Here is a 19040-nt window from a genome sequence, read left to right as displayed (position 1 = left end):
CCGGCCCCGGCACACCCTCTTTGTTCAGTATCCGGACAAAAGAGCCCCGGCGGCCCCGCACGGGCCGCCCGGATCAGGCCGGCAGCAGCCCCGGCTCCCCGGCGGGCGAGACGAAGGACGCGGCCGTGGTGACCGGCGCGCCCGGGGTGGTCACGGCGGAGACCGTGCGGTAGTCGGCGCGCAGCCGCTCGCGGTTCAGGCCGAGCATCACGTAGCCGCGCCGCCCGTTGTAATAGCGCATGTGCGGGTTGGCGGTCATCAGCGTCTGCCAGTTGGCGGGCCGCTCCGCGCCGTCCCGGCCGCTGGAGATGGAGGATGTGACGATCTCCACACCGGCGTTGCGCGAGCCCGGGTCGTCGAAGTCGCGCTTGATGTCCAGCCCGTAGTGGACGTGGACGTCGCCGGTGAGGACGACGAGGTTGTCCACGCCGGCCGCCTCCGCGCCCGCCAGGAAGCGCTCGCGGGCTCCGGGGTAGCCGTCCCAGGCGTCCATGGAGACCGGCCAGGGGCCCTCGACCCGGTTGCGGCGGCGGGAGAGGACGACCTGCTGCGGCACCACGTTCCACAGCGCCCGCGAGCGGCGCCAGCCGTCGGCCAGCCAGCGCTCCTGGCCGGCGCCGAGCATGGTGCGCGAGGGCTCCTGCGACTCGGGCGTGGGCACCTTCCAGCCGTCGCCGTTCGCCTGGTTGTCGCGGTACTGGCGGGTGTCGAGCACGTCGAGCTGCGCCAGGCGCCCGTAGTGCAGGCGCCGGTAGAGCCTCAGGTCGGGGCCCTGGGGGCGCTGGGGGCGGCGCAGTGGCATGTTCTCGTAGTACGCGCGGTAGGCGGCGGCACGGCGGATGAGGAACTCCTCCGGCGGCACGTTGTTCTCCGGTATGCCGCCCGCGTAGTTGTTCTCCGTCTCGTGGTCGTCCCAGGTGACGATCCACGGGTGGGCGGCGTGGGCGGCCATGAGGTCGGGGTCGGTCTTGTAGAGGGCGTACCGCAGCCGGTAGTCCTCCAGCGTCACCGTCTCCCGGGCGAACACCTCCGGCAGCGTGCGGTCGGTGTACTTCCGGTCGCCGCCGGCGGAGTCGACGGCGTACTCGTAGAGGTAGTCGCCCAGGTGGAGGACGGCGTCGACGTCCTCCTCGCGGGCCAGGTGGCCGAAGGCGGTGTAGTAGCCCTGGTGGTATGCCTGGCAGGAGGCGAGGGCGAAGTTCAGGGAGGCGGGCACCGCGCCGGGCGCGGGGGCGGTGCGGGTGCGGCCGGCGGGGCTGATCCAGCGGCCGGCGCGGAAGCGGTAGTGGTAGTCGCGGCCGGGGGCGAGTCCTTGGGCCTCCACGTGCACGGTGTGGTGGAACTCGGGGTGGGCGAGCGCGGCGCCGCGCGCGACCACGTGGCGGAAGCGCTCGTCGCGGGCGATCTCCCAGCCGACGGTGACGCGCTCGGCGGGCAGCCCGCCGTCCGGCTCGTACGGCCTGGGTGCCAGTCGGGTCCACAGCACCACCGAGTCGTGGCGCGGGTCTCCGGAGGCGACGCCCAGGGTGAAGGGGTCGCCCGTGATCCGGGCGGGGTCCAGGGCGGGGGCGGCGTGGGCGGTGGAGGGCAGGTTGGTACTCAGGGCCAGGGCGGCGGCGGCCCCGGTGACGGTCAGGAAGCGGCGGCGGCCCAGGTGGCGTGCGGCGGCTCTGAGTTCTGCGTCGGCGCTCGGCGAGTGCGTCATGCACATGATTGCAGCGTTCCGGGGCTGCGTTTCGGCGGCAACACGTTGGCGCGTACACGACGCTTTTATGGCGGGCGGGTGACGCGAACCGTGCGGCGGGACGCGTTCCGCTCCGCGCGGCCGGTACGGAATAAGGGCCGGGCGGCGCGGGGTTGGGCCGGACATGACCACCACGGAGACGGGGTCCGGTACCCCTGACGTACTGCGCTACACCGCCTTCTCATCCGACCCGGACGGCGGCAACCCGGCCGGAGTCGTCCTCGACGCGAGCGGCCTGGACGAGGCGCGGATGCTCGCGATCGCCGCCGAGGTCGGCTACTCGGAGACCGCCTTCCTCACCCCCTCGCCGGACGGGGACGGGGCCCCGGGCACGGCGCCGGGGCGCGGTTTCACCGTGCGGTACTTCAGCCCGGCCGCCGAGGTGCCCTTCTGCGGGCACGCCACGGTGGCCGCGGCCGTCGCGCTCGCCGAGCGGATCGGGCCCGGCGAGCTGGTCTTCGCCACCCCGGCCGGGACCGTGCCCGTCACGGTCACCACCGGCGGCGGCGGCCTGCGCGCCACACTGACCAGCGTCGAGCCGTACGTGGCCGGCATCGGCGAGGACGACCTGGCCGAGGCTCTGGCCGCGCTCGGCTGGCAGCCCGGCGAGCTGGATCCCTCCCTGCCCGCCCGTATCGCCTACGCCGGAGCCCGGCACCTGGTGCTCGCCGCCGCGACCCGCGAGCGGCTGGCCGCGCTGGACTACGACTTCGAGCGGCTGCGGGCGCTGATGCTGCGGCTGGACCTGACCACACTCCAACTGGTGTGGCGGGAAGGGGACTCGGGCGACGGGACGGGCACGGGTCCGGGGACGGTCTTCCACGTCCGCGACCCGTTCCCGGTCGGAGGCGTGGTGGAGGATCCCGCCACGGGGGCGGCCGCGGCGGCGCTCGGGGGGTATCTTCGCGCCCTGGGCCTGATCACCGCGCCGGCGGTCCTCACCCTCCACCAGGGGCACGACATGGGCCGGCCCGGACTGCTGGAGGTCGGGCTGCGCGAGGACGACCCGCGCGTGCGGGTGTCGGGAGCGGCGGCCCGCATCGGGTGAGGCGGGAACCGAGGGAAGGGACGGACGGAGCATGAGCGAGCCGGGCGGACGGGCCGGGGCACCCGGCGCGGCGCAGGACGTGCAGGGCGCACCGGGCGCGCAGGACGTGCAGGGCGCGAACTTCGGCGCGTACCAGAGCGAGATCTACCTGAACGGCCTGGGCGGGCAGCTCCCGCCGTTCACCACCGACCTCACCGCCCTGGAGGCCTCGGCCCGCGAGCGGCTGGATGACGGGCCGTTCTGGTACGTGGCCGGGGCGGCCGGGTCCGGCGCGACGGACCGCGCCAACCGGGAGGCGTTCGACCGCCGGCGGATCGTCCCGCGCATGCTGCGCGACGCGACGGCGCGCGACCTGGGCACCACCGTGCTGGGCACGCGCATGCCCGCCCCCGTGCTGCTGGCGCCCATCGGCGTGCAGTCGATCGTCCACCCCGACGGCGAACTCGCCACCGCCCGGGCCGCCGCCGCCCTGGGCGTGCCCATGGTCCTGTCCACCGCCTCCTCCCACACCGTCGAGGAGGTCGCGCGGGCGAGCGGCGACGGGCCGCGCTGGTACCAGCTGTACTGGCCGAACGAGGACGAGGTCTGCGTCAGCATCCTCCGGCGGGCGAAGGCGGCGGGCTTCACCACACTCGTGGTCACCCTCGACACCTGGACCCTGGCCTGGCGCCCGCACGACCTGGACCTGTCCTACCTGCCGTTCATCCGGGGCGTGGGCACGGCGATCCCCTTCTCCGACCCGGCCTTCCGCGCCGGGCTGGACAAGTCCCCGGAGGAGGACCCGATCTCCGCGGTACTGCGCTGGGTGCCGATGTTCACCGGCACCGACAAGTCCTGGGACCGGCTGCCGTTCCTGCGCGAGCACTGGGACGGCCCCATCGTCCTCAAGGGCGTCCAGCACCCGGACGACGCCCGGCGGGCGGCCGACGCCGGCATGGACGGCATCGTGGTCTCCAACCACGGCGGCCGGCAGGTGGACGGCGCGGTGGCCTCCCTGGACATGCTGCCGGAGATCGCCGAGGCGGTCGGCGACCGGATCGAGGTGCTGTTCGACTCCGGGGTGCGCACCGGCGCGGACGTCCTCAAGGCGCTGGCACTGGGCGCCCGGGCGGTGCTGCTCGGCCGCCCGTACGCCTACGGCCTGGCGCACGGCGGTGAGGAGGGCGTGCGGCACGTGCTGCGCTCCCTGCTGGCCGACCTGGACCTGACGCTGGGCCTGTCCGGCCACCGCACGCCGGCGGAGCTGTCGCCGGAAGTGCTGCGGCGAGCCTGAGCGCGGTGCGCCCGCCCGCCTCGTCCCCCCGCCCCTCAGCCGGCGGGCGCTGCGGGCATCGCGAGGGCGGCGGGCAGCTCGGTCAGGGAGCGGATGACGCGCACGCCCTCGGCGGGCGCCCCGGCCCGGCTGCCGCCCCAGCCGGTGTCCCCGCGGTCCAGCCAGTACGCGTGCAGGCCCGCGTCGCGCGCCCCCACCGCGTCGACCGCGTGGTCGTTGCCGACGTAGGCCACCTCGCGCGGCTCCAGGCCCAGCAGGGCGCAGCCGGCGAGGAAGATGCCCGGCGCGGGCTTGGCCTCGCCGTGCTCCACCGAGCAGACCAGTGCCTGTCCGAAGTACCCCAGCAGGCCGATGGCCTCCAGCTTCTCGCGCTGGTGCGGCAGTGAGGAGTTGGAGACCGCTCCGAGGCGGTAGCGGGGCGCGAACTCGGCCAGGACGGCCGGGGCGCCGTCCATGGCCCTGCGGGCCGCGTCCCGGCGGGCCGTGTAGCCGGCGAACCAGGCTCCGGCCTCCCCGTCCGGCATGCTCCGCGCGTCCGGCTGCCCGAGGCGGGCCAGGAACCGGCGCACCCGGGCCCGCCGGTGCTCGGCGAAGGTGATCTCGCCGGCGGTGTAGCGGGCGTACTCGGCCCGGGTGACCTCCCGCCAGAGCCGGACGGCCGCGGCCGGCCCGGGAAAACGGTCCAGCAGGCCCTCGGCCTGGAGGTGGGCCAGCAGCCCGGCCTCGTCCGATCCGGAGTAGTCGAACAGCGTGTCGTCGATGTCGAACAGCACCCCGCGTACCGCCACCATGCCGCCCCTTCCCGCCCTCCCGTCCGGGCGCCCCGGCGGCCGCCCGGCCCCGCTGTGCCGCGAGCATGGCACGCACCCCCGCAGCGGCCAAGGGCGTTCTTCGGTCACTCTCCGGCGTACTCGCCGGGCTCCTCGGCCCGCTCCGCCTCCTCGGCGGCGTCCGAGTCGGCCTTCGTACGGTGCACGGCGCCGTGCGGGTGCTCGGGCGGGGCGTAGAGGGAGTACAGCTTCAGCGGCTCCTCGCCGGTGTTGACCACGTTGTGCCAGGTCCCGGCCGGGACGAGGACCACCCAGTCGTCGACGACCTCGCGGTCGAAGGGCATCCGGTCCCGCTCCGGCCCCATCAGCACCCGGCCCCGCCCGGCCTCCACCCGCAAGAACTGGTCGCGGTCGATGTGCATCTCCAGTCCGATCTCGCCGCCCGGCTCGATGCTCATCAACGTCAGCTGGAGGGTGGTGCCGGTCCACAGGGTGGTGCGGAAGCGGTCGTTGGTCAGGGTCGCCTGCTCGATGTCCAGCGCGTGGGGGCGCGGCCCGTGGTCCCTGAACGCCTCGGAGCTCATGGGGTACTCCTTCCGTCGCGTACCGGCATTATCGGCGGTTACCGGCGCCGGGACGGGGACCGCCGTTCCGGCGCGCGTACGACGGCGGTGCGGACGGCGGCGGCCCGGACGCGTACCCGGGCCGTCAGGCCATCAGCTCCTTGAGTTCGCCGGTCTCCAGCACGATCCCCACCGGGTCGGGCAGCCGCAGCTCCTCGCCGAGACCGGCCGTGGTGTGCACGTCCCGGTAGCGGCCCTTCTCCGGGTTGGAGTGCACGACGAGCTCATGGCGTTCGCGGTCCACCAGCAGGTACACCGGGATGCCGGCTGCCGCGTACCCGTCGGGCTTCTCGGTACGGTCCCTGCCGGGCCGGGTGGAGGTGACCTCCACGGCCATCAGCACACCGGCGGGGTCCGACCACTCGCCGCGCCCGGCGAAGTACATCTCCGGGGCCAGCACCCCGTCCGGCCGGGCCCGGCCACTGCCGTACTCCTCCACGATGAGCCCCTGCTCCGGATACAGATACAGCTCGGGCCGCTGCACCATGCACCGCTTGAGCAGCCACCTGATGATCTCTCCGTGATCCCCGTCCGGCGCCGGCTTGACCCTCAGCTCTCCACGTACGAATTCCAGCTTCACCGCCTGCGGGGCGGCGGCTTCGAGCTGCTCGAACTCCTCGACGCTCATCTGCGCGGAGCCGTTCGTCTGTGCGGACCGATCGATGGCCATGGTCATCACGGATCTCCTTCCGATCTCCACCGTAGCGGCGGCGCCCACCCCGTGCGCACGGTAACGGCGGGCGCGCGGGGGAACGGCGCGGAGGGCTGAGCGTCAGCCGAAGGAGTGAAGGGGAAGCCCGGCGCACCGGCGCGAGGACGGCAACGAAGATCGGCGAAGACTGCCCGGTCCCGGTAGTGATCCCGGCGGCGCGCGGCGGCGATGATCCTCCCACCGACGGCACGAACCACGGAGGACACGTTCATGAGACCGACCCGCGCCACGCTGCTCGTCGCGGCCGCCGCCCTGACACCGGCCCTGCTCCTCACCGGCCCGGCCTTAGCGGCCGACCCCGCGGCCGCACCGGCGACCGCGACGGCCACGACGGCCGCGTCCGACAAGCCGGTGGACGAGATGTCGGAGGAGGAGCTGCGCATCGCGATCCTGCGGATCCTGGCCGACGAGGACTCCGGCAAAGGGGTCGTCCGGGAGGCCAACGAGGCCCTCGACGGCACCGTGGAGGACATGCGGGAGTTCCTCAAGACCGGCTACCGCCTCGCACAAGCCGAGGACGACCGCGTCGCCATCTTCCGCCTCCTCCACCAGGCACAACAGAACGGCGACAAAGCCGTCATCCGCGAAATCAACGAAACCCTCAACGACGGCAGCCCCGAAGCCCTCCGCGCCTTCCTCGAAACCGGCTACCGCCTCGCACAAGCCGAGGACGACCGCGTCGCCATCTTCCGCCTCCTCCACCAGGCACAACAGAACGGCGACAAAGCCGTCATCCGCGAAATCAACGAAACCCTCAACGACGGCAGCCCCGAAGCCCTCCGCGCCTTCCTGGAGACCGGCTACCGCCTCGCTCAAGCCGAGGACGACCGCGTCGCCGTCGCCCGCATCCTGGCGGACCCGACCATCAGCGACGCGCTGCGTGAGGCCGCCGAGGAGGTCATCGACGGCACCCCGGAGGAGCTGCGGTACTTCCTGGAGACCGGGCGGTACGAGGTGGACGCCTGACACCCGGCCCGGCCGGCACCGCATCTGACGGGCCGTCCCGCCCCCGCGTTCCCGAGCGGGGGCGGGACGGGCGCGGGGCACAGCCGGCCGTCACCGCCTCTCCGTCTCCCTGGCCCCCGTAAGCGGCCCCCGTCCGGACACGGGTGCGTCGTCGTCGAGGACGGTGACGGGCAGCGCGCCGGGAAAGGTCGGCACGATCCCCGCGGAGCCGGCCACGCCCCCGAGACCGAGCACGTTCGCGGCGGCGAGGACGGCTCCGGCCACGATGCCGTCCGGCTCCGGCAGGCGGAGAGACCGAGGAGCGCGGGGAGCGCGAAGAGCACGGTGGCGGGCGCTCACCCGGCCACCTCCCGGATCGCCTCCGGCTCGGTGGTCCACTCCACGCCGCCCCGACCGGGGCCAGCCACGCCACCGGCGGGCCGCTCCCCGGCCGGAACGCCGATCCCGTGCACACGGCGGTGCCATCCGGCTCGGGGCAGACCGCCCGCAGGACCCCGGTCCGCCCGGTGGCGGTGTCCAGCACGGTCCGCCCCAGCAGCGGGTGGTCCCGGTGCCCCAGCCCGATCTCCCGCCCGGCCGCCCTCACCGCACGCTCCTGAGGTCGCCGACCTCGGCCCACCAGCGCGGCTCGCGCCTGCCCTCGCACCGCAGCAGAGCCCGCGCCGGGCGGCCCGCACCCTCGGTGTAGACCTTCCCGGAGGCGTCCCGCAGAAGCAGGACCACCGCGACGCGCCCCGTCCCGGTGTCCAGGACCCGTATACCGACCGCCGGCCAGGAGGACGCTCCGGTGGACGCGGGGCCGCCTGCGGTCGTGGTCATCGTCGTCGTCATCGCCTCGTTCCGAACTACCGGGATCCGGCCGCCGTCTCCCGCTCCCCCGGGCGGGCCCGCGGCTCCTGTCTCGCCCAGTCAACGGCCGCGCACTGCGGGGGATAAGGAAAAGCCGGAGCCCTACGGACCGTCTCAACCGGAAATTTCCCCTCATCGACTTCTACGCAGTGCCTCCGAATGGCTACTTTGGGTCAGTGCAGAGGAACCAGAACCTCAGAAGTCACATGCTCGAAGCGGGCCTCACCCAGGAGGAGTTGGCCGAGGCCGTCAACTTCCGGCTGCGCGCCGACGGGCACGAGGGCACCGTCAGCGACCGGACGGTGCGCAACTGGCTGGCCGGAAAGACGGTTTGGCCGCATGCTCGGCAGAGGCAGGCTTTAGAAGCGGTGTTCGGTCGCGCCGTCGAGGAGTTGGGCTTCACACCTCCGGCGGGCAGGTGCGGCACCGCGCCCTCACCGGAGCAGGAGGAGCCCGTGCGACGCCGTCACTTCCTCACCGCCACCACCGGGACGACCGCCGCAGCCGTCCCCCTGGTCGCCGCCGCCCGGCCGTCCTCCGTCGGCACCTCCGACGTGATCCGGCTCCGCGAGGGGCTGGAGTCCCTGACCACTCTGGACCACACTCGGGGCGGGCACGAGAGCCTGGAACGGGCGGCTCTGTCCGGCGCCGACCAGGCGCTGAAGTTGCAGGAGCGGGCGGCCTCCCAGCGCGTGAGGCAACGCCTGTTCGGCGTGGCGGCCGACTACACGGCAGCCGCCGCCTGGTCCGCGATCGATGCCCGCCACCGCAAGCAGGCTCAGCAGTATCTGGATCGCGCGCTGTACCTGTCACGTATGTCCAGGAACCACACTGCGGAGCTGAGGGTGTGGAACTCGTACGCGATGCTGGCCCGTGAGAGCGGGAACTACACGCAGGTCGTGGGCGCCGCGCAGGCGGCACAGACCACCACCGCCGCCCGCCGTGATCCGTTCTTCGCCTCACTCGCCCACGCCCGCACCGCAACCGGTCACGCCTATCTCGGTGACCGCCAAGCCGCCCTGCGGTCTCTCGGATATGCCGAAGAGGCCCTGGCCAAGGCCGATCTGCAAGTATCCCGGCCGAGTTGGGCCGTCTTCTACGGCCCTGGGGAGTTGTACGGACTCACCTCGATCATTCACGGCCGACTCGGTGATCCGGCCAAGGCCGAGGCCGCCTCTCACCGGGACCTGGCCGCCACCCCTGCCCGGTTCCGCCGCAACCGGGCCATGGGCACGGCATGGCTCGCCCTGGCACAACTCCACCAGCACGATGTCGAGCAGGCGTGCGCCACCGCCGAGACGGTCTTCGACCTGATGGACGGCGGCCCTCTCCCGGGAAGGATGCGTTCCCTGCTCGGCGGCTTCCACCGCGACCTGATCACCATCGCTTCCGACTCCGCCACCGCGCGGGAGTGGGCCGACCGCCACCGCGACGAATGGAGCCTGGTATGACGACCGCCACCGGCCTGGACCTGCGCCATTACACCCATGAGGACCTTCCGCGCATCCGGCAGACCCTTCTGGACGTGCACGCCGACGCCTACACGGACCGGCTGGACGACCCGTTCGTTCAGCGCTTCCCCTGGTTCGTGGACCACTGGGGCGGCAATCCCGGCTTCTCCTGCGTGATCGGCTATGACGGCGAGGAGCCGGTGGGCTACGCGTACGGCGCTCCCGCCACCCCCGGCCGCGAGTGGTGGCGGGAGTTCCTGGACCCGGCGCCCGAGGCGTCCCGCACCTTCGCTCTCTCGGAGTTGATGATGCGCCCGCGCTGGCGCAGGACCGGTGCCTCCCGGCTCCTGCACCACGGGTTGCTGGCGAAGCACGACGAGGACCTGGCCGTCCTCTCCGTGGACGTCAGGCGCCCCAAGGTGCAGGCGTTGTACGAGTCCTGGGGCTACCGGAAGGTCGGCGAGCAGCAGCCCTTCGCCGACTCACCACTCTTCGCGGTGATGCTCGCCGAACTGCCGCTGCCCGACTGATCACCACGTGCGGCGCAGCCCTGCACGGCCCATACATCGCCCAGTGCTCCGGAACCGGGCATGGCGCCGCTCACGGCGGGACATCCTTCACTCACACACAGGAGACGGGGCTGCACATATGGACAATCCCTTACCCGCGAAGGTCGCCGTCGTCGGCGGCACACGCGGCATCGGTGCCGCGATCACTTCCACGTTCGTGACCGCCGGGGCGGACGTCCTCCTGACCGGGCGCAGCGTTCCGGAGCACGTGCTGGAGAGCCTCAGGGAAACCGGGCGCCGCACCGGACAGACCGTGGAGGGGCTGGCTCTCGACGTCACCGAACGCGACTTCGCGCACCGGCTTGCCGAGTCCGCCCGGACATCGCTCGGTGGCCTGGACGTACTGTGCCTCAACGCCGGCGTCTTCCCCAACAGACCGCTGGCGGACATGACCCACGCCGACGTACGCGAGGTCTTCGCCACCAACGTGGAGAGCCAGATACTCGCCGTCGCGGCGTGCGTGCCGCTGCTGCGGGAGTCGGGACGCGGCCGGATCGTGCTGACGTCCTCGATCACGGGCCCGCTCACGGGCTTTCCGGGCTGGAGCCACTACGGTGCCAGCAAGGCCGCGCAGCTGGGTTTCATGCGTACGGCCGCGCTGGAACTCGCCCCGTACGGCATCACCGTGAACGCGGTGGCTCCCGGCAACGTGATGACCGAGGGGCTTGAGGAGTTGGGTGAGGCCTACCTCGCCCAGATGGCAGCGACCGTTCCCCTGGGCCGCCTCGCCCGGCCGCAGGAGATCGCCGATGCGGTGGAGTTCCTCGCCGGCGAACGGGCGTCGTTCATCACTGGACAGGTCATCACCGTCGACGGCGGCCAGACCCTGCCCGAGTCACCGGAAGCGGTGCTGCCGACCGGTGCCGGCACGGACGCCCCGGCCTGAACCGAGACTCCTCGGCCGGGCTGAAGTACCTCGTTCTCCACTCCCCTCCCGGAGCCGCCGCAGCGGAGGGAGCCGTATGGCCGAGGTAGTGCTGTTCCACCACACGCACGGACTGACGTCCGGGGTGCGGGAGTTCGCGCGGGAGCTGGAGGGGGCCGGTCACACCGTCCACCTGCCGGACCTGTACGAGGGGCGGGTCTTCGACGATATGGCGGAGGGCGCGGCGTACGCGCGGGAGGCAGGGTTCGGCACGATCACCGAGCGCGGCCGGGCCGCCGCCGAGCACCTGCCCGGCGAGGTGGTCCACGCGGGGTTCTCCCTCGGTGTCCTGCCCGCGCAGATGCTGGCCCAGACGCGCCCCGGGGCGAAGGGTGCGCTGCTGTTCCACGCCTGCGTCCCGGTCTCCGAGTTCGGCGGCGAGTGGCCCAAGGGTCTTCCGGTCCAGGTGCACGGCATGGAGGCCGACGAGTTCTTCGCCGGGGAGGGCGATCTGGAGGCGGCCCGCGCCCTGGCCCGCACGGTCGGTGACGCCGAGGTCTTCCTCTACCCCGGCGACCGGCACCTGTTCGCGGACGGCAGTCTGCCCTCCTACGACCGCGAGGCGGCCGCACTGTTCACGGAGCGCGTGCTGAAGTTCCTCGACCGCGTCGGGTAGCCCCGCGCGGCGGTCGGCGGTGGGGCGAAGCTGCCGTGCCGTAGGCGCGGGACCGGCTCGCGGGGCTCTCGGTGTGCTCACGGACACGCATCCGTACCGCCGCCCGCGCGGTTTCACCGCCGCATGCCGGCCGGCAGTGTTCACTCCGTAGGTGTGCCCACCCGCAGCCGGTTGCCGTCAGGATCACGCAGCTCGACCTCGCGGGCCCACGGGGCGTCCTCCGCCTGGACACCGAACTCGTCCGCGACGGCGTCGACGTCATGGACGCGGAGGTACACCAACGTGTCGGGGCGGGCGTCGCCTCTGTGCTCCGACAGGAACAGCCTCATCCGGCCGCGGGCCACCTCGACGAACGCGGGGAGCCCCGGTTCGAAGCGATGCTCCCACTGCCGGGTGAAGCCCAGCCGGCCGTACCACGCCACCGCCGCGGCGGCGTCCTCGACGTGAAGAATCGGGATGGCTTCCTCGTCCATGCGGCCCATCGTCCCAGACCACCCGACAGCGCGAACGCCGCCCGACGCGGCACCCGTGCTTCGGCTCGGGCACGGCCTGCCGGCGCAGGCCAGGGGCCGGAAACGACACCGGCGTCCGGCAGCGGCTGTGGGAGGGGCGGGTAGGAGCGGTCGGCGGCAGACGAGCCGTGCTGTACGCCGGGTTCTGTCTCCGGTGGGCCTCGCGGCCCACCGGGAGGCGGCCATCCATCTGGGACCGGTGTCGCCACCGGCCTCGTGCGGTCTACCCGCGGACTCGGGCGGGCCGCCCTCGGACATCCGCGCAGGGCCGTCTCACGACGGCCCCTCTTGGCCTTGCTCCGGGTGGGGTTTACCGAGCCGCCCAGGTCACCCTGGGCGCTGGTGGTCTCTTACACCACCGTTTCACCCTTACCGGGGGCGGTGAGGCCCCCGGCGGTCTGTTTTCTGTGGCACTTTCCCGCGGGTCACCCCGGGTGGGCGTTACCCACCACCCTGCCCTGTGGAGCCCGGACGTTCCTCGACGTTCACCCCGGAAGGGATCCCGCCGCGACCGCCCGCACGACTCGTCTGCCGTACCGCCCATGCTATCCCGCCGCCGTACGCGGCGCGGACCGCGCCTTGACCATGCCGCGACGTCAAGGGGTTCACTCGCGCCATGAGGATCGGCGAGCCGGCCGCGCGGGCGCGGGTGCTGCGGCTGTACGCCGAGGATCCGCGAGCGGCGGTGGCCGCGCTGCGGGCGGGGGCGGGGACGGGGTTTCGGTAGGCGCCCGGGCCCGGCCGGCCGTCGCGCCGGGTACGCCGCACCGGGGTCGCACCGACCGCGTCACACCGACCGCGTCTCGCCGCTGCGGTCGGCGTAGGCGTCGAGGAGACGTCCTTCCAGCGCCGCCAGGACGCGTCCGTTCAGGTCGTGCACCTGCGCGGCGTCCGCCGGGCCGACGGAGGAGTCCATCGTGTCCATGATCAGCTCCGCCGCCCGCCGGACCTCGGCCGCGTCCGCCCCGCCGCCTTTCCCGCCCGCCTCGTGTACCGCCGCGGCCAGGTCGCGGAGCATGCGCAGCAGGGCGGCGAGCACGGAGGGTTCGCCCGAGGAGTAGCGCCTGAGCTGCCCGCAGGCCAGGTCGAGGTAGTAGCGCAGGTCCCGGTCCGGCACGACCACCCGCACGGTGCCGTCCTCGTCCTCGTGCGGGACGTCCCCCAGCCGGCGGCCGGCCAGCCGCACCAGCAGGTCGGCCATATGGCCGACGGCGGTGCACGCGGTGACGGGGTCGTTGATCCCCGGGGACATCGCCTTGACCGCGATGTCCTCCAGCTGCCGGAAGCCGAAGGCGACGTCCTGGTCGGGGGTCCGCTCGAAGCCGGTCCTCAGGGCCGCCTCGATCTCCTCGGCGGTGCCGTCGGCCCCCGGGTCGGGGACCGCGCCGGCGGGGTCGCGCGCCCACACCACCGCGACCGGGTTCCCGGCCACGATCAGGTCGCCGGGCCGGACGCCGATCCGGACGAAGGTGTCGGTGCGGCGCGCGCCCGCCACCAGGGCCCGTGCGTCGGTCAGCCGCAGGAAGCCGCTGCGGCGGGCGCGTACCACCGCGCCGCGCGCCGGGTCCGGATCCGGCGCGTGCGGGGAGGGGGCGTCGCGGGCGGGATGGCGTCCGCGGATCGCGTCGCTGGTCTCCCGGTGGGTGTCGAGCATCATGGAGTCCACCCGCAGTCTGCGGATGATGTGGTTGAGGAAGCCGAGCACGGCCGCCAGCGAGGCCACGCCGAGCACGGAGGCGAGGACCAGGGACACCACCGGCAGCGCCTCCCCCGACCTCATGAAGGCCAGGGTGGCCAGCGCGAACACCAGGGTCGTGAGCAGCACCGTCAGGACGGCCTTGAGTACCGGGTCGTGGGCGTAGCGCCGCAGCAGCCTCGGGGAGAACTGCTGGGAGGCCAGTTGCAGCGTGACCACGGTGACGCTGAGGGACAGGGTCGCCACCGTGACCGAGGAGGTGGCCACCACCTGGAGCATCGAGGAGGCCGACTCGTGACCGCCCGGCCAGAGGTTGGCCGGACCGGTTCCGCGCCGGGGCCGGAACTGTTCCAGGAGGATCGCGGCGGCCAGGGCGACGGCGCCCCCGGTGGTCGGCCACACCCACAGCGGTGAGCGGGAGGACGCCGCGCGGGCCTTCCGGTTGCGCTGAAGAGGGTTCACGCCGCACCGGGTACCGCACCGGCCGGATCCGATGCCCCTGCCGGGCGGCGGGGCGACGGGGCGACCGGGTGGGAGGAGCGCATACGCTGCTGTGGCGTCGGCGCGGAGGAACGCGACCCGGTGCGTGTACCGCCTGTGAGGAGAACCACCGTGCTCGTACTGCTGCCGCCGTCCGAGGGGAAGGCCGCCGGGGCGTCCGGTCCCGCGCTCGATCCGGGGGCGCTGTCGCTGCCGGGGCTGACGGCCGCGCGGGAGGCGGTGCTGGCGGAGCTGGTGGAGCTGTGCTCGGCCGACGAGGACAAGGCGCGCGAGGTGCTGGGGCTGAGCGAGGGGCTGCGCGGCGAGGTGGCGAGGAACGCAGGACTGCGCGCGGCCCCGACGCGTCCCGCCGGCGAGGTCTACACCGGTGTGCTCTACGACGCGCTGGACCTGGCCACGCTGGACGCGGCGGCGCGGGAGCGGGCCGGGCAGTGGCTGCTGGTGTTCTCCGGGCTGTGGGGCGCGGTGCGGATCGGCGACCCGATTCCGCCCTACCGCTGCTCGGGCGGGGTGCGGCTGCCGGCGCTGGGCCCGCTGGGCCGGTACTGGCGGGAGCCGCTGGAGTCGGTGCTGCCCGAGGCGGCGGGCGAGGGGCTGGTGCTGGATCTGCGGTCGGCGGCGTACGGGGCGATGTGGAAGCCGAAGGGGGCTCTCGCCGGGCGGACGGCGACGGTGCGGGTGCTTCAGTCGAGGATCGTCGGCGGTGTGGAGAAGCGGTCGGTGGTCAGCCACTTCAACAAGGCCACCAAGGGGCGGATGGTGCGCGCGCTGCTGCACGAGGGCCTGGAGCCGGGCGGCCCGGCGGAGCTGGCCGAGGCGCTGCGCGGCCTGGGGTACACGGTGGAGGTGGAGCCTCCGGCGAAGGGCGGGACGCCGTGGCGGCTGGACGTGGTGGTCACCGAGCTCTGACGGGGCCCGGAGATCCGGCTCGTTGCGTGGTGCGCAACGAGCGTTGCGGTGTGTGGGCGGGGTGGGCAGGATGGCCGCCATGACAGCCATCGCGGACGCGCCCCTGCCCTCCGTACTCGCCCTGGGCCCCGTACTGCCGGTCGTCGTCCTCGACGGCGGGGCCGACCCGGCCGAGGCCGTCCCCCTGGCGCGGGCTCTGGTGGCGGGCGGGCTGCGGGCGGTCGAGATCACGCTGCGGACGGCAGACGCCCTGGAGGCGGTGCGCCGGGTCGCGGCGGAGGTGCCGCGGGCCGTGGTCGGCGCGGGCACGGTGCTCACCCCGCAGCAGGCGGTGGCGGCGCGGGACGCCGGCGCCCGATTCCTGGTCAGCCCCGGCTGGACGGACCGGCTGCTGGCGGCGGCGCGGGAGGCGGGCGTGCCGCTGCTGCCGGGGGTCTGCACCGCCTCGGAGGTCATGGCGCTGCTGGAGCGCGGGGTGGAGGAGATGAAGTTCTTCCCGGCCCGGGCCGCGGGCGGGCCGGCGTATCTGAGGGCGCTGGCCTCGCCGCTGCCCCGGGCCCGGTTCTGCCCGACGGGCGGCATCGGGCCGGATTCGGCGGCGGACTATCTGGCGCTGCCCAACGTCTCCTGTGTGGGCGGCAGTTGGATGCTGCCGCCGGAGGCGGTGCGGGCGCGGGACTGGGGCCGGATCGAGCGCCTGGCCCGCGAGGCGGCCCAGCTGGGCGCGAGCGCGGGTACGGGCGGCGGCGCGGGCGGTACGGGCGGCGGCGAGGGCAGCAGGGGCAGCGGGGACGTCAGCGCAGGTGGCCGGTGTCGTTGAGCAGCCGCAGCGAGGCGTTGCCGTCCGCGTAGTACGCCACCGCCGACAGCGAGGCCGCCGACAGCTCCATGCGGAACAGCGCCTCGGGCGGTGCGCCCAGGGCCGTGCACGCCAGCACCTTGACCGGTGTGACATGGGTGACCAGCAGCACCGTGCGGCCGGCGTGGCGGGCCAGGATCCGGTCGCGGGCGGCCTCGACGCGGCGGATGACGCGGGCGAAGGACTCGCCGCCGGTGGGCGCGGCCTCGGGCGAGGCCAGCCAGGCGTCCAGGTCGTCGGGGTACCGTTCGCGGACCTCGGCGAAGGTCAGCCCCTCCCAGGCGCCGAAGTCGGCCTCGCGCAGGTCGTGTTCGACCTCGACCCCCAGCCCCAGCCGGTCGGCGACCGCCCGCGCGGTCCGGCGGCAGCGCACCAGCGGCGAGCTGATCACCTGCTGGACGGTGCCGCGCGCCGCGAGGGCCGAGGCGGCCGCCTCGGCCTGGCGCAGCCCGGTCGCCGACAGCTCCGGGTCGGTGCCGCCGCTGCCGGAGAACCGCTTGAGGGGGGTGAGCGGGGTCTCGCCGTGGCGCAGCAGGACGAGGGTGGTGGGGGTGCCCATGTCGGCGCCCCAGCCCGTCTGCGGGGTGCTCGGCTCCCCCCGTCCGGCGGGCACGGCCCGGTCCGCGGGTCCCGCGGGTTCCACGGGCAGTTCGTCGGCCGCGGTCAGGGCCGTCGGGGCGTCCGTCCCGGCGCCCCGCCCGTCGGCGGCGGCCGTGCGGTGGGTCTCCCGTACGGCCTGGCGTACGGCGGCCCGCGCCGCCGCCCGCGCCCCGGCCGAGCTCTCGGGAGTGGCCGCCGGGGCCCCGGAGGCCACTGAGGTGCCGGGGAGGCCGGGGAGGGTGTCGGCGTGGGCGCCGGCGTCGAGTTCGGCGGTGGAGTCGGCCGGGCGCCACTCCCGGCCGCGGCGTCCGGCGTCCATGGCCTCGTTCGCCAGCCGGTCGGCGTGCTTGTTCTCCTCGCGCGGGATCCACTGGTAGGTGACCGACTCCGGCGGGAAGACGGAGGCGGCCTCCAGCGCCAGCGGGCGCATGGCGGGGTGCTTGATCTTCCAGCGGCCCGACATCTGCTCGACGACCAGCTTGGAGTCCATCCGCACCCTCACCAGGGCCCGCGGGTCGAGCGCGTGGGCCGCGCGCAGCCCGGCGATCAGGCCCCGGTACTCGGCGACGTTGTTGGTGGCGGTGCCGATGTACTCGGCCGCCTCCGACAGCGTCCGCCCCGTCCCGGCGTCGCGGACGACCGCGCCGTAGCCTGCCGGGCCGGGGTTGCCGCGGGAGCCGCCGTCGGCCTCGACGACGAAGGTCCTGCGGGAGTCCGGGGAGCCCGGGGCCTGCTGGGGCTCCGGCATCACAGTCCCGACTCGGGGGTGCGCACCAGGATCCGGCGGCAGTTCTCGCAGCGCACCACCGCGTCGGCCGGGGCCTGGCGGATCTCGTTCAGCTCGGTGATGTTCAGCTCCAGGCGGCAGCCCTCGCAGCGCCGCTGGTAGAGGCGGGCCGCGCCGACGCCGCCCTGCTGCTCGCGCAGCTTGTCGTAGAGCTTGATCAGGTCGGCCGGGACGGAGGCGGCCACGACCTGGCGTTCCTTGGTGACGGCGGCGGTCTCGGCGTCGATCTCCGTCAGCGCCGCGTCGCGCCGCGCCGCCGCGTCGTCGATCCGGGCCTGGACGGAGTCGGCCCGCTGCGCCAGCTCGGCCGCACGCTCCTGGGCTGACTCGCGGCGCTCCATGATCTCCAGCACGACGTCCTCCAGGTCGCTCTGGCGCCGCGAGAGGGAGGCGATCTCGCGCTGGAGGTTCTCCAGGTCCTTGGGCGAGGTGACCGCGCCGGAGTCCAGGCGCTGCTGGTCGCGGGCGGCGCGCTTGCGCACCTGGTCGACGTCCTGCTCGGCCTTGGTCTGCTCGCGGGCGGTGTCGCTCTCCTCGGTGCGGGCGGCGACCAGCAGGTCGCGCACCTGGGCGAGGTCGGCGGTCAGTCCCTCGATCTCGGCGTGCTCCGGCAGGTTCTTCCGCCGGTGGGCGAGCTGGCTGAGCCGGACGTCGAGGGCCTGGACGTCGAGGAGGCGGATCTGGTCGGCGGGCTCGGCGTTCAGTTGGGGGCTCCTGTGATGGTGGTTGCGGGGGCGGCGCCCTGGGCGGGGGCGGACGCCGCGTGGACGGTCCAGGGGTCGGTGACCGTGCGGGAGACGTGGACGCGCAGCCCCCAGCCGTGCCGCCGGGACACCGCTTCGAGCTGGGCGGCGGCCTGCTCGCACCAGGGCCACTCGGTGGCCCAGTGCGCGGCGTCCACCAGCGCCGGCCCCGTGCGGGGGCCGCCGTGCTGCACGGCCTCCGAGGCCGGGTGGTGGCGCAGGTCGGCGGTGACGTAGGCGTCGACGCCGGCGGCCCGCACCTGGTCGAAGAGGCTGTCGCCGGAGCCGCCGCAGACCGCGACGGTGCGAACCGGCCGGTCCGGGTCGCCGGCGGCCCGCACGCCCTGCGCGGTGGCGGGCAGCCGCGCGGCCACCCGCTCGGCGAAGCGGGCCAGCGGCTCGGGGGCGTCCAGTTCGCAGATCCGGCCCAGGCCCCGCCGTCCGGCCGGGTCGGTGGGGTCGGGCACCAGCGGGCCGGTGATCCGCAGGCCGAGGGCCCGGGCGAGGGCGTCGGAGACCCCGGGGTCGGCGCGGTCGGCATTGGTGTGCGCCACGTGGAGGGCGGCGCCGGCCCGGATCAGGTCGTGCACGACCCGGCCCTTGAAGGCGCCGGCGAAGACCGTGGTGGTGCCGCGCAGATAGAGGGGGTGGTGGGTCAGCAGCAGGTCGGCGCCGAGCTCCACCGCCTCGTCGGCGGTCTCCTGCACCGGGTCGACGGCGATCAGCACCCGGCCGACCTCGGCGCCGGGGTCTCCGCAGACCGTTCCGACGGCGTCCCACTGCTCGGCCCGCTCGGGGGGCCACAGTTCGTCGAGTGCGGCGATGACATCGGAGAGTGCAGGCACGGGTGAGAGGTTACCTGCCGTGCGCCCCGGTGTGCGGGGCCG

General features: G+C 74.2%; 20 protein-coding genes and 1 other RNA gene. 9 read left to right on the top strand and 12 right to left on the bottom strand.

The features are described 5' to 3' along the window. Positions 1-73: 73 nt before the first annotated feature. Positions 74-1705 carry an alkaline phosphatase D family protein gene (locus IQ279_RS00740; protein WP_241027379.1) on the bottom strand — a complete coding sequence of 544 codons (1632 nt, stop codon included), beginning with the start codon at positions 1703-1705 and terminating at the stop codon, positions 74-76. 163 nt (positions 1706-1868) lie between these two features. Between IQ279_RS00740 and IQ279_RS00735 the strand changes: the two genes are divergently transcribed. Further along, complete coding sequence (locus IQ279_RS00735; protein WP_206346276.1) at positions 1869-2792, top strand: PhzF family phenazine biosynthesis protein; 924 nt, start codon at positions 1869-1871, stop codon at positions 2790-2792. 31 nt (positions 2793-2823) lie between these two features. Then, the gene (locus IQ279_RS00730; RefSeq protein WP_206346275.1) at positions 2824-4065 is read left to right on the top strand and encodes a lactate 2-monooxygenase; all 1242 of its coding nucleotides are present in this window, start codon (positions 2824-2826) and stop codon (positions 4063-4065) included. 35 nt (positions 4066-4100) lie between these two features. Here IQ279_RS00730 and IQ279_RS00725 read toward each other — a convergent pair whose 3' ends face one another. From IQ279_RS00725 to IQ279_RS00715, 3 genes are all read right to left on the bottom strand, one after another. Next, the gene (locus IQ279_RS00725) at positions 4101-4856 is read right to left on the bottom strand and encodes an HAD family hydrolase (RefSeq protein WP_241027378.1); all 756 of its coding nucleotides are present in this window, start codon (positions 4854-4856) and stop codon (positions 4101-4103) included. 104 nt (positions 4857-4960) lie between these two features. After that, a complete protein-coding gene (locus tag IQ279_RS00720) occupies positions 4961-5419 on the bottom strand; it encodes a cupin domain-containing protein (protein WP_206346274.1) in 459 nt (152 codons plus the stop codon). 124 nt (positions 5420-5543) lie between these two features. Beyond that, positions 5544-6134: a Uma2 family endonuclease gene (locus tag IQ279_RS00715; protein ID WP_241027377.1), complete on the bottom strand. Its 591-nt coding sequence runs from the start codon at positions 6132-6134 to the stop codon at positions 5544-5546. Between the two features lie 246 nt (positions 6135-6380). On the opposite strand from IQ279_RS00715, the gene IQ279_RS00710 reads away from it, so the two are divergent. Further along, positions 6381-7136, top strand: a complete 756-nt coding sequence (locus tag IQ279_RS00710; protein WP_206346273.1) for an ALF repeat-containing protein — start codon at positions 6381-6383, stop codon at positions 7134-7136. 90 nt (positions 7137-7226) lie between these two features. On the opposite strand, the gene IQ279_RS00705 is transcribed toward IQ279_RS00710, so the two are convergent. Together IQ279_RS00705 and IQ279_RS00700 are read right to left on the bottom strand one after the other, a co-directional pair. Then, positions 7227-7400, bottom strand: coding sequence for a hypothetical protein (locus tag IQ279_RS00705; protein ID WP_206346272.1), 174 nt, complete (start codon positions 7398-7400; stop codon positions 7227-7229). Between the two features lie 318 nt (positions 7401-7718). Then, complete coding sequence (locus IQ279_RS00700) at positions 7719-7955, bottom strand: hypothetical protein (protein WP_206346271.1); 237 nt, start codon at positions 7953-7955, stop codon at positions 7719-7721. A gap of 206 nt (positions 7956-8161) precedes the next feature. On the opposite strand from IQ279_RS00700, the gene IQ279_RS00695 reads away from it, so the two are divergent. The 4 genes from IQ279_RS00695 to IQ279_RS00680 all read left to right on the top strand — a co-directional run bounded on the left by IQ279_RS00695 (position 8162) and on the right by IQ279_RS00680 (position 11546). Then, complete coding sequence (locus tag IQ279_RS00695) at positions 8162-9436, top strand: helix-turn-helix transcriptional regulator (protein ID WP_307791968.1); 1275 nt, start codon at positions 8162-8164, stop codon at positions 9434-9436. After that, entirely contained in the window at positions 9433-9966 is a 534-nt protein-coding gene (locus tag IQ279_RS00690; protein WP_206346270.1) for a GNAT family N-acetyltransferase, read from the top strand. The genes IQ279_RS00695 and IQ279_RS00690 overlap by 4 nt, the downstream gene beginning before the upstream one ends. Positions 9967-10084: 118 nt before the next feature. Beyond that, complete coding sequence (gene fabG / locus IQ279_RS00685; RefSeq protein WP_206346269.1) at positions 10085-10891, top strand: 3-oxoacyl-ACP reductase FabG; 807 nt, start codon at positions 10085-10087, stop codon at positions 10889-10891. A gap of 76 nt (positions 10892-10967) precedes the next feature. After that, on the top strand, positions 10968-11546 hold the full coding sequence (locus tag IQ279_RS00680) for a dienelactone hydrolase family protein (RefSeq protein ID WP_206346268.1): 579 nt from the start codon (positions 10968-10970) through the stop codon (positions 11544-11546). Between the two features lie 140 nt (positions 11547-11686). Here IQ279_RS00680 and IQ279_RS00675 read toward each other — a convergent pair whose 3' ends face one another. From IQ279_RS00675 to IQ279_RS00665, 3 genes are all read right to left on the bottom strand, one after another. Further along, positions 11687-12019 carry a glyoxalase superfamily protein gene (locus tag IQ279_RS00675; protein ID WP_206346267.1) on the bottom strand — a complete coding sequence of 111 codons (333 nt, stop codon included), beginning with the start codon at positions 12017-12019 and terminating at the stop codon, positions 11687-11689. 157 nt (positions 12020-12176) lie between these two features. Then, positions 12177-12585, bottom strand: an RNA gene (gene rnpB, locus IQ279_RS00670) — RNase P RNA component class A. 260 nt (positions 12586-12845) lie between these two features. Then, positions 12846-14216 (bottom strand): DUF2254 domain-containing protein, encoded by a 1371-nt coding sequence (locus tag IQ279_RS00665; protein WP_206346266.1) that lies wholly within the window; start codon positions 14214-14216, stop codon positions 12846-12848. Between the two features lie 150 nt (positions 14217-14366). On the opposite strand from IQ279_RS00665, the gene yaaA reads away from it, so the two are divergent. Continuing rightward, entirely contained in the window at positions 14367-15164 is a 798-nt protein-coding gene (yaaA, locus tag IQ279_RS00660; protein ID WP_206346265.1) for a peroxide stress protein YaaA, read from the top strand. Between the two features lie 79 nt (positions 15165-15243). Then, positions 15244-15984: a bifunctional 4-hydroxy-2-oxoglutarate aldolase/2-dehydro-3-deoxy-phosphogluconate aldolase gene (gene eda, locus IQ279_RS00655; RefSeq protein ID WP_206346264.1), complete on the top strand. Its 741-nt coding sequence runs from the start codon at positions 15244-15246 to the stop codon at positions 15982-15984. On the opposite strand, the gene IQ279_RS00650 is transcribed toward eda, so the two are convergent. Genes IQ279_RS00650 through IQ279_RS00640 form a run of 3 tightly spaced genes read right to left on the bottom strand, consistent with a single transcriptional unit; the run spans position 15959 to position 18998 of the window. After that, positions 15959-17371 (bottom strand): bifunctional RNase H/acid phosphatase, encoded by a 1413-nt coding sequence (locus IQ279_RS00650; RefSeq protein ID WP_206346263.1) that lies wholly within the window; start codon positions 17369-17371, stop codon positions 15959-15961. The genes eda and IQ279_RS00650 overlap by 26 nt on opposite strands. Next, positions 17371-18114: a zinc ribbon domain-containing protein gene (locus IQ279_RS00645; protein WP_206346633.1), complete on the bottom strand. Its 744-nt coding sequence runs from the start codon at positions 18112-18114 to the stop codon at positions 17371-17373. The genes IQ279_RS00650 and IQ279_RS00645 overlap by 1 nt, the downstream gene beginning before the upstream one ends. After that, complete coding sequence (locus tag IQ279_RS00640) at positions 18111-18998, bottom strand: Nif3-like dinuclear metal center hexameric protein (protein WP_206346262.1); 888 nt, start codon at positions 18996-18998, stop codon at positions 18111-18113. Before IQ279_RS00640 ends, IQ279_RS00645 begins: the two co-directional genes overlap by 4 nt. Positions 18999-19040: the final 42 nt, after the last annotated feature.

The organism is Streptomyces verrucosisporus (assembly GCF_017114865.1).
Lineage (GTDB): Bacteria > Actinomycetota > Actinomycetes > Streptomycetales > Streptomycetaceae > Streptomyces > Streptomyces fenghuangensis.
This window is presented reverse-complemented; position numbering and strand designations above follow the sequence as displayed.

What these genes read in the sequence shown, in the direction of transcription:
- IQ279_RS00740 (WP_241027379.1), bottom strand. Translation starts at nt 1,705, where the DNA reads ATGACGCACTCGCCGAGCGCCGACGCAGAACTCAGAGCCGCCGCACGC.
- IQ279_RS00735 (WP_206346276.1), top strand. Translation starts at nt 1,869, where the DNA reads ATGACCACCACGGAGACGGGGTCCGGTACCCCTGACGTACTGCGCTAC.
- IQ279_RS00730 (WP_206346275.1), top strand. Translation starts at nt 2,824, where the DNA reads ATGAGCGAGCCGGGCGGACGGGCCGGGGCACCCGGCGCGGCGCAGGAC.
- IQ279_RS00725 (WP_241027378.1), bottom strand. Translation starts at nt 4,856, where the DNA reads ATGGTGGCGGTACGCGGGGTGCTGTTCGACATCGACGACACGCTGTTC.
- IQ279_RS00720 (WP_206346274.1), bottom strand. Translation starts at nt 5,419, where the DNA reads ATGAGCTCCGAGGCGTTCAGGGACCACGGGCCGCGCCCCCACGCGCTG.
- IQ279_RS00715 (WP_241027377.1), bottom strand. Translation starts at nt 6,134, where the DNA reads ATGACCATGGCCATCGATCGGTCCGCACAGACGAACGGCTCCGCGCAG.
- IQ279_RS00710 (WP_206346273.1), top strand. Translation starts at nt 6,381, where the DNA reads ATGAGACCGACCCGCGCCACGCTGCTCGTCGCGGCCGCCGCCCTGACA.
- IQ279_RS00700 (WP_206346271.1), bottom strand. Translation starts at nt 7,955, where the DNA reads ATGACCACGACCGCAGGCGGCCCCGCGTCCACCGGAGCGTCCTCCTGG.
- IQ279_RS00690 (WP_206346270.1), top strand. Translation starts at nt 9,433, where the DNA reads ATGACGACCGCCACCGGCCTGGACCTGCGCCATTACACCCATGAGGAC.
- fabG (WP_206346269.1), top strand. Translation starts at nt 10,085, where the DNA reads ATGGACAATCCCTTACCCGCGAAGGTCGCCGTCGTCGGCGGCACACGC.
- IQ279_RS00680 (WP_206346268.1), top strand. Translation starts at nt 10,968, where the DNA reads ATGGCCGAGGTAGTGCTGTTCCACCACACGCACGGACTGACGTCCGGG.
- IQ279_RS00675 (WP_206346267.1), bottom strand. Translation starts at nt 12,019, where the DNA reads ATGGACGAGGAAGCCATCCCGATTCTTCACGTCGAGGACGCCGCCGCG.
- eda (WP_206346264.1), top strand. Translation starts at nt 15,244, where the DNA reads ATGACAGCCATCGCGGACGCGCCCCTGCCCTCCGTACTCGCCCTGGGC.
- IQ279_RS00650 (WP_206346263.1), bottom strand. Translation starts at nt 17,371, where the DNA reads ATGCCGGAGCCCCAGCAGGCCCCGGGCTCCCCGGACTCCCGCAGGACC.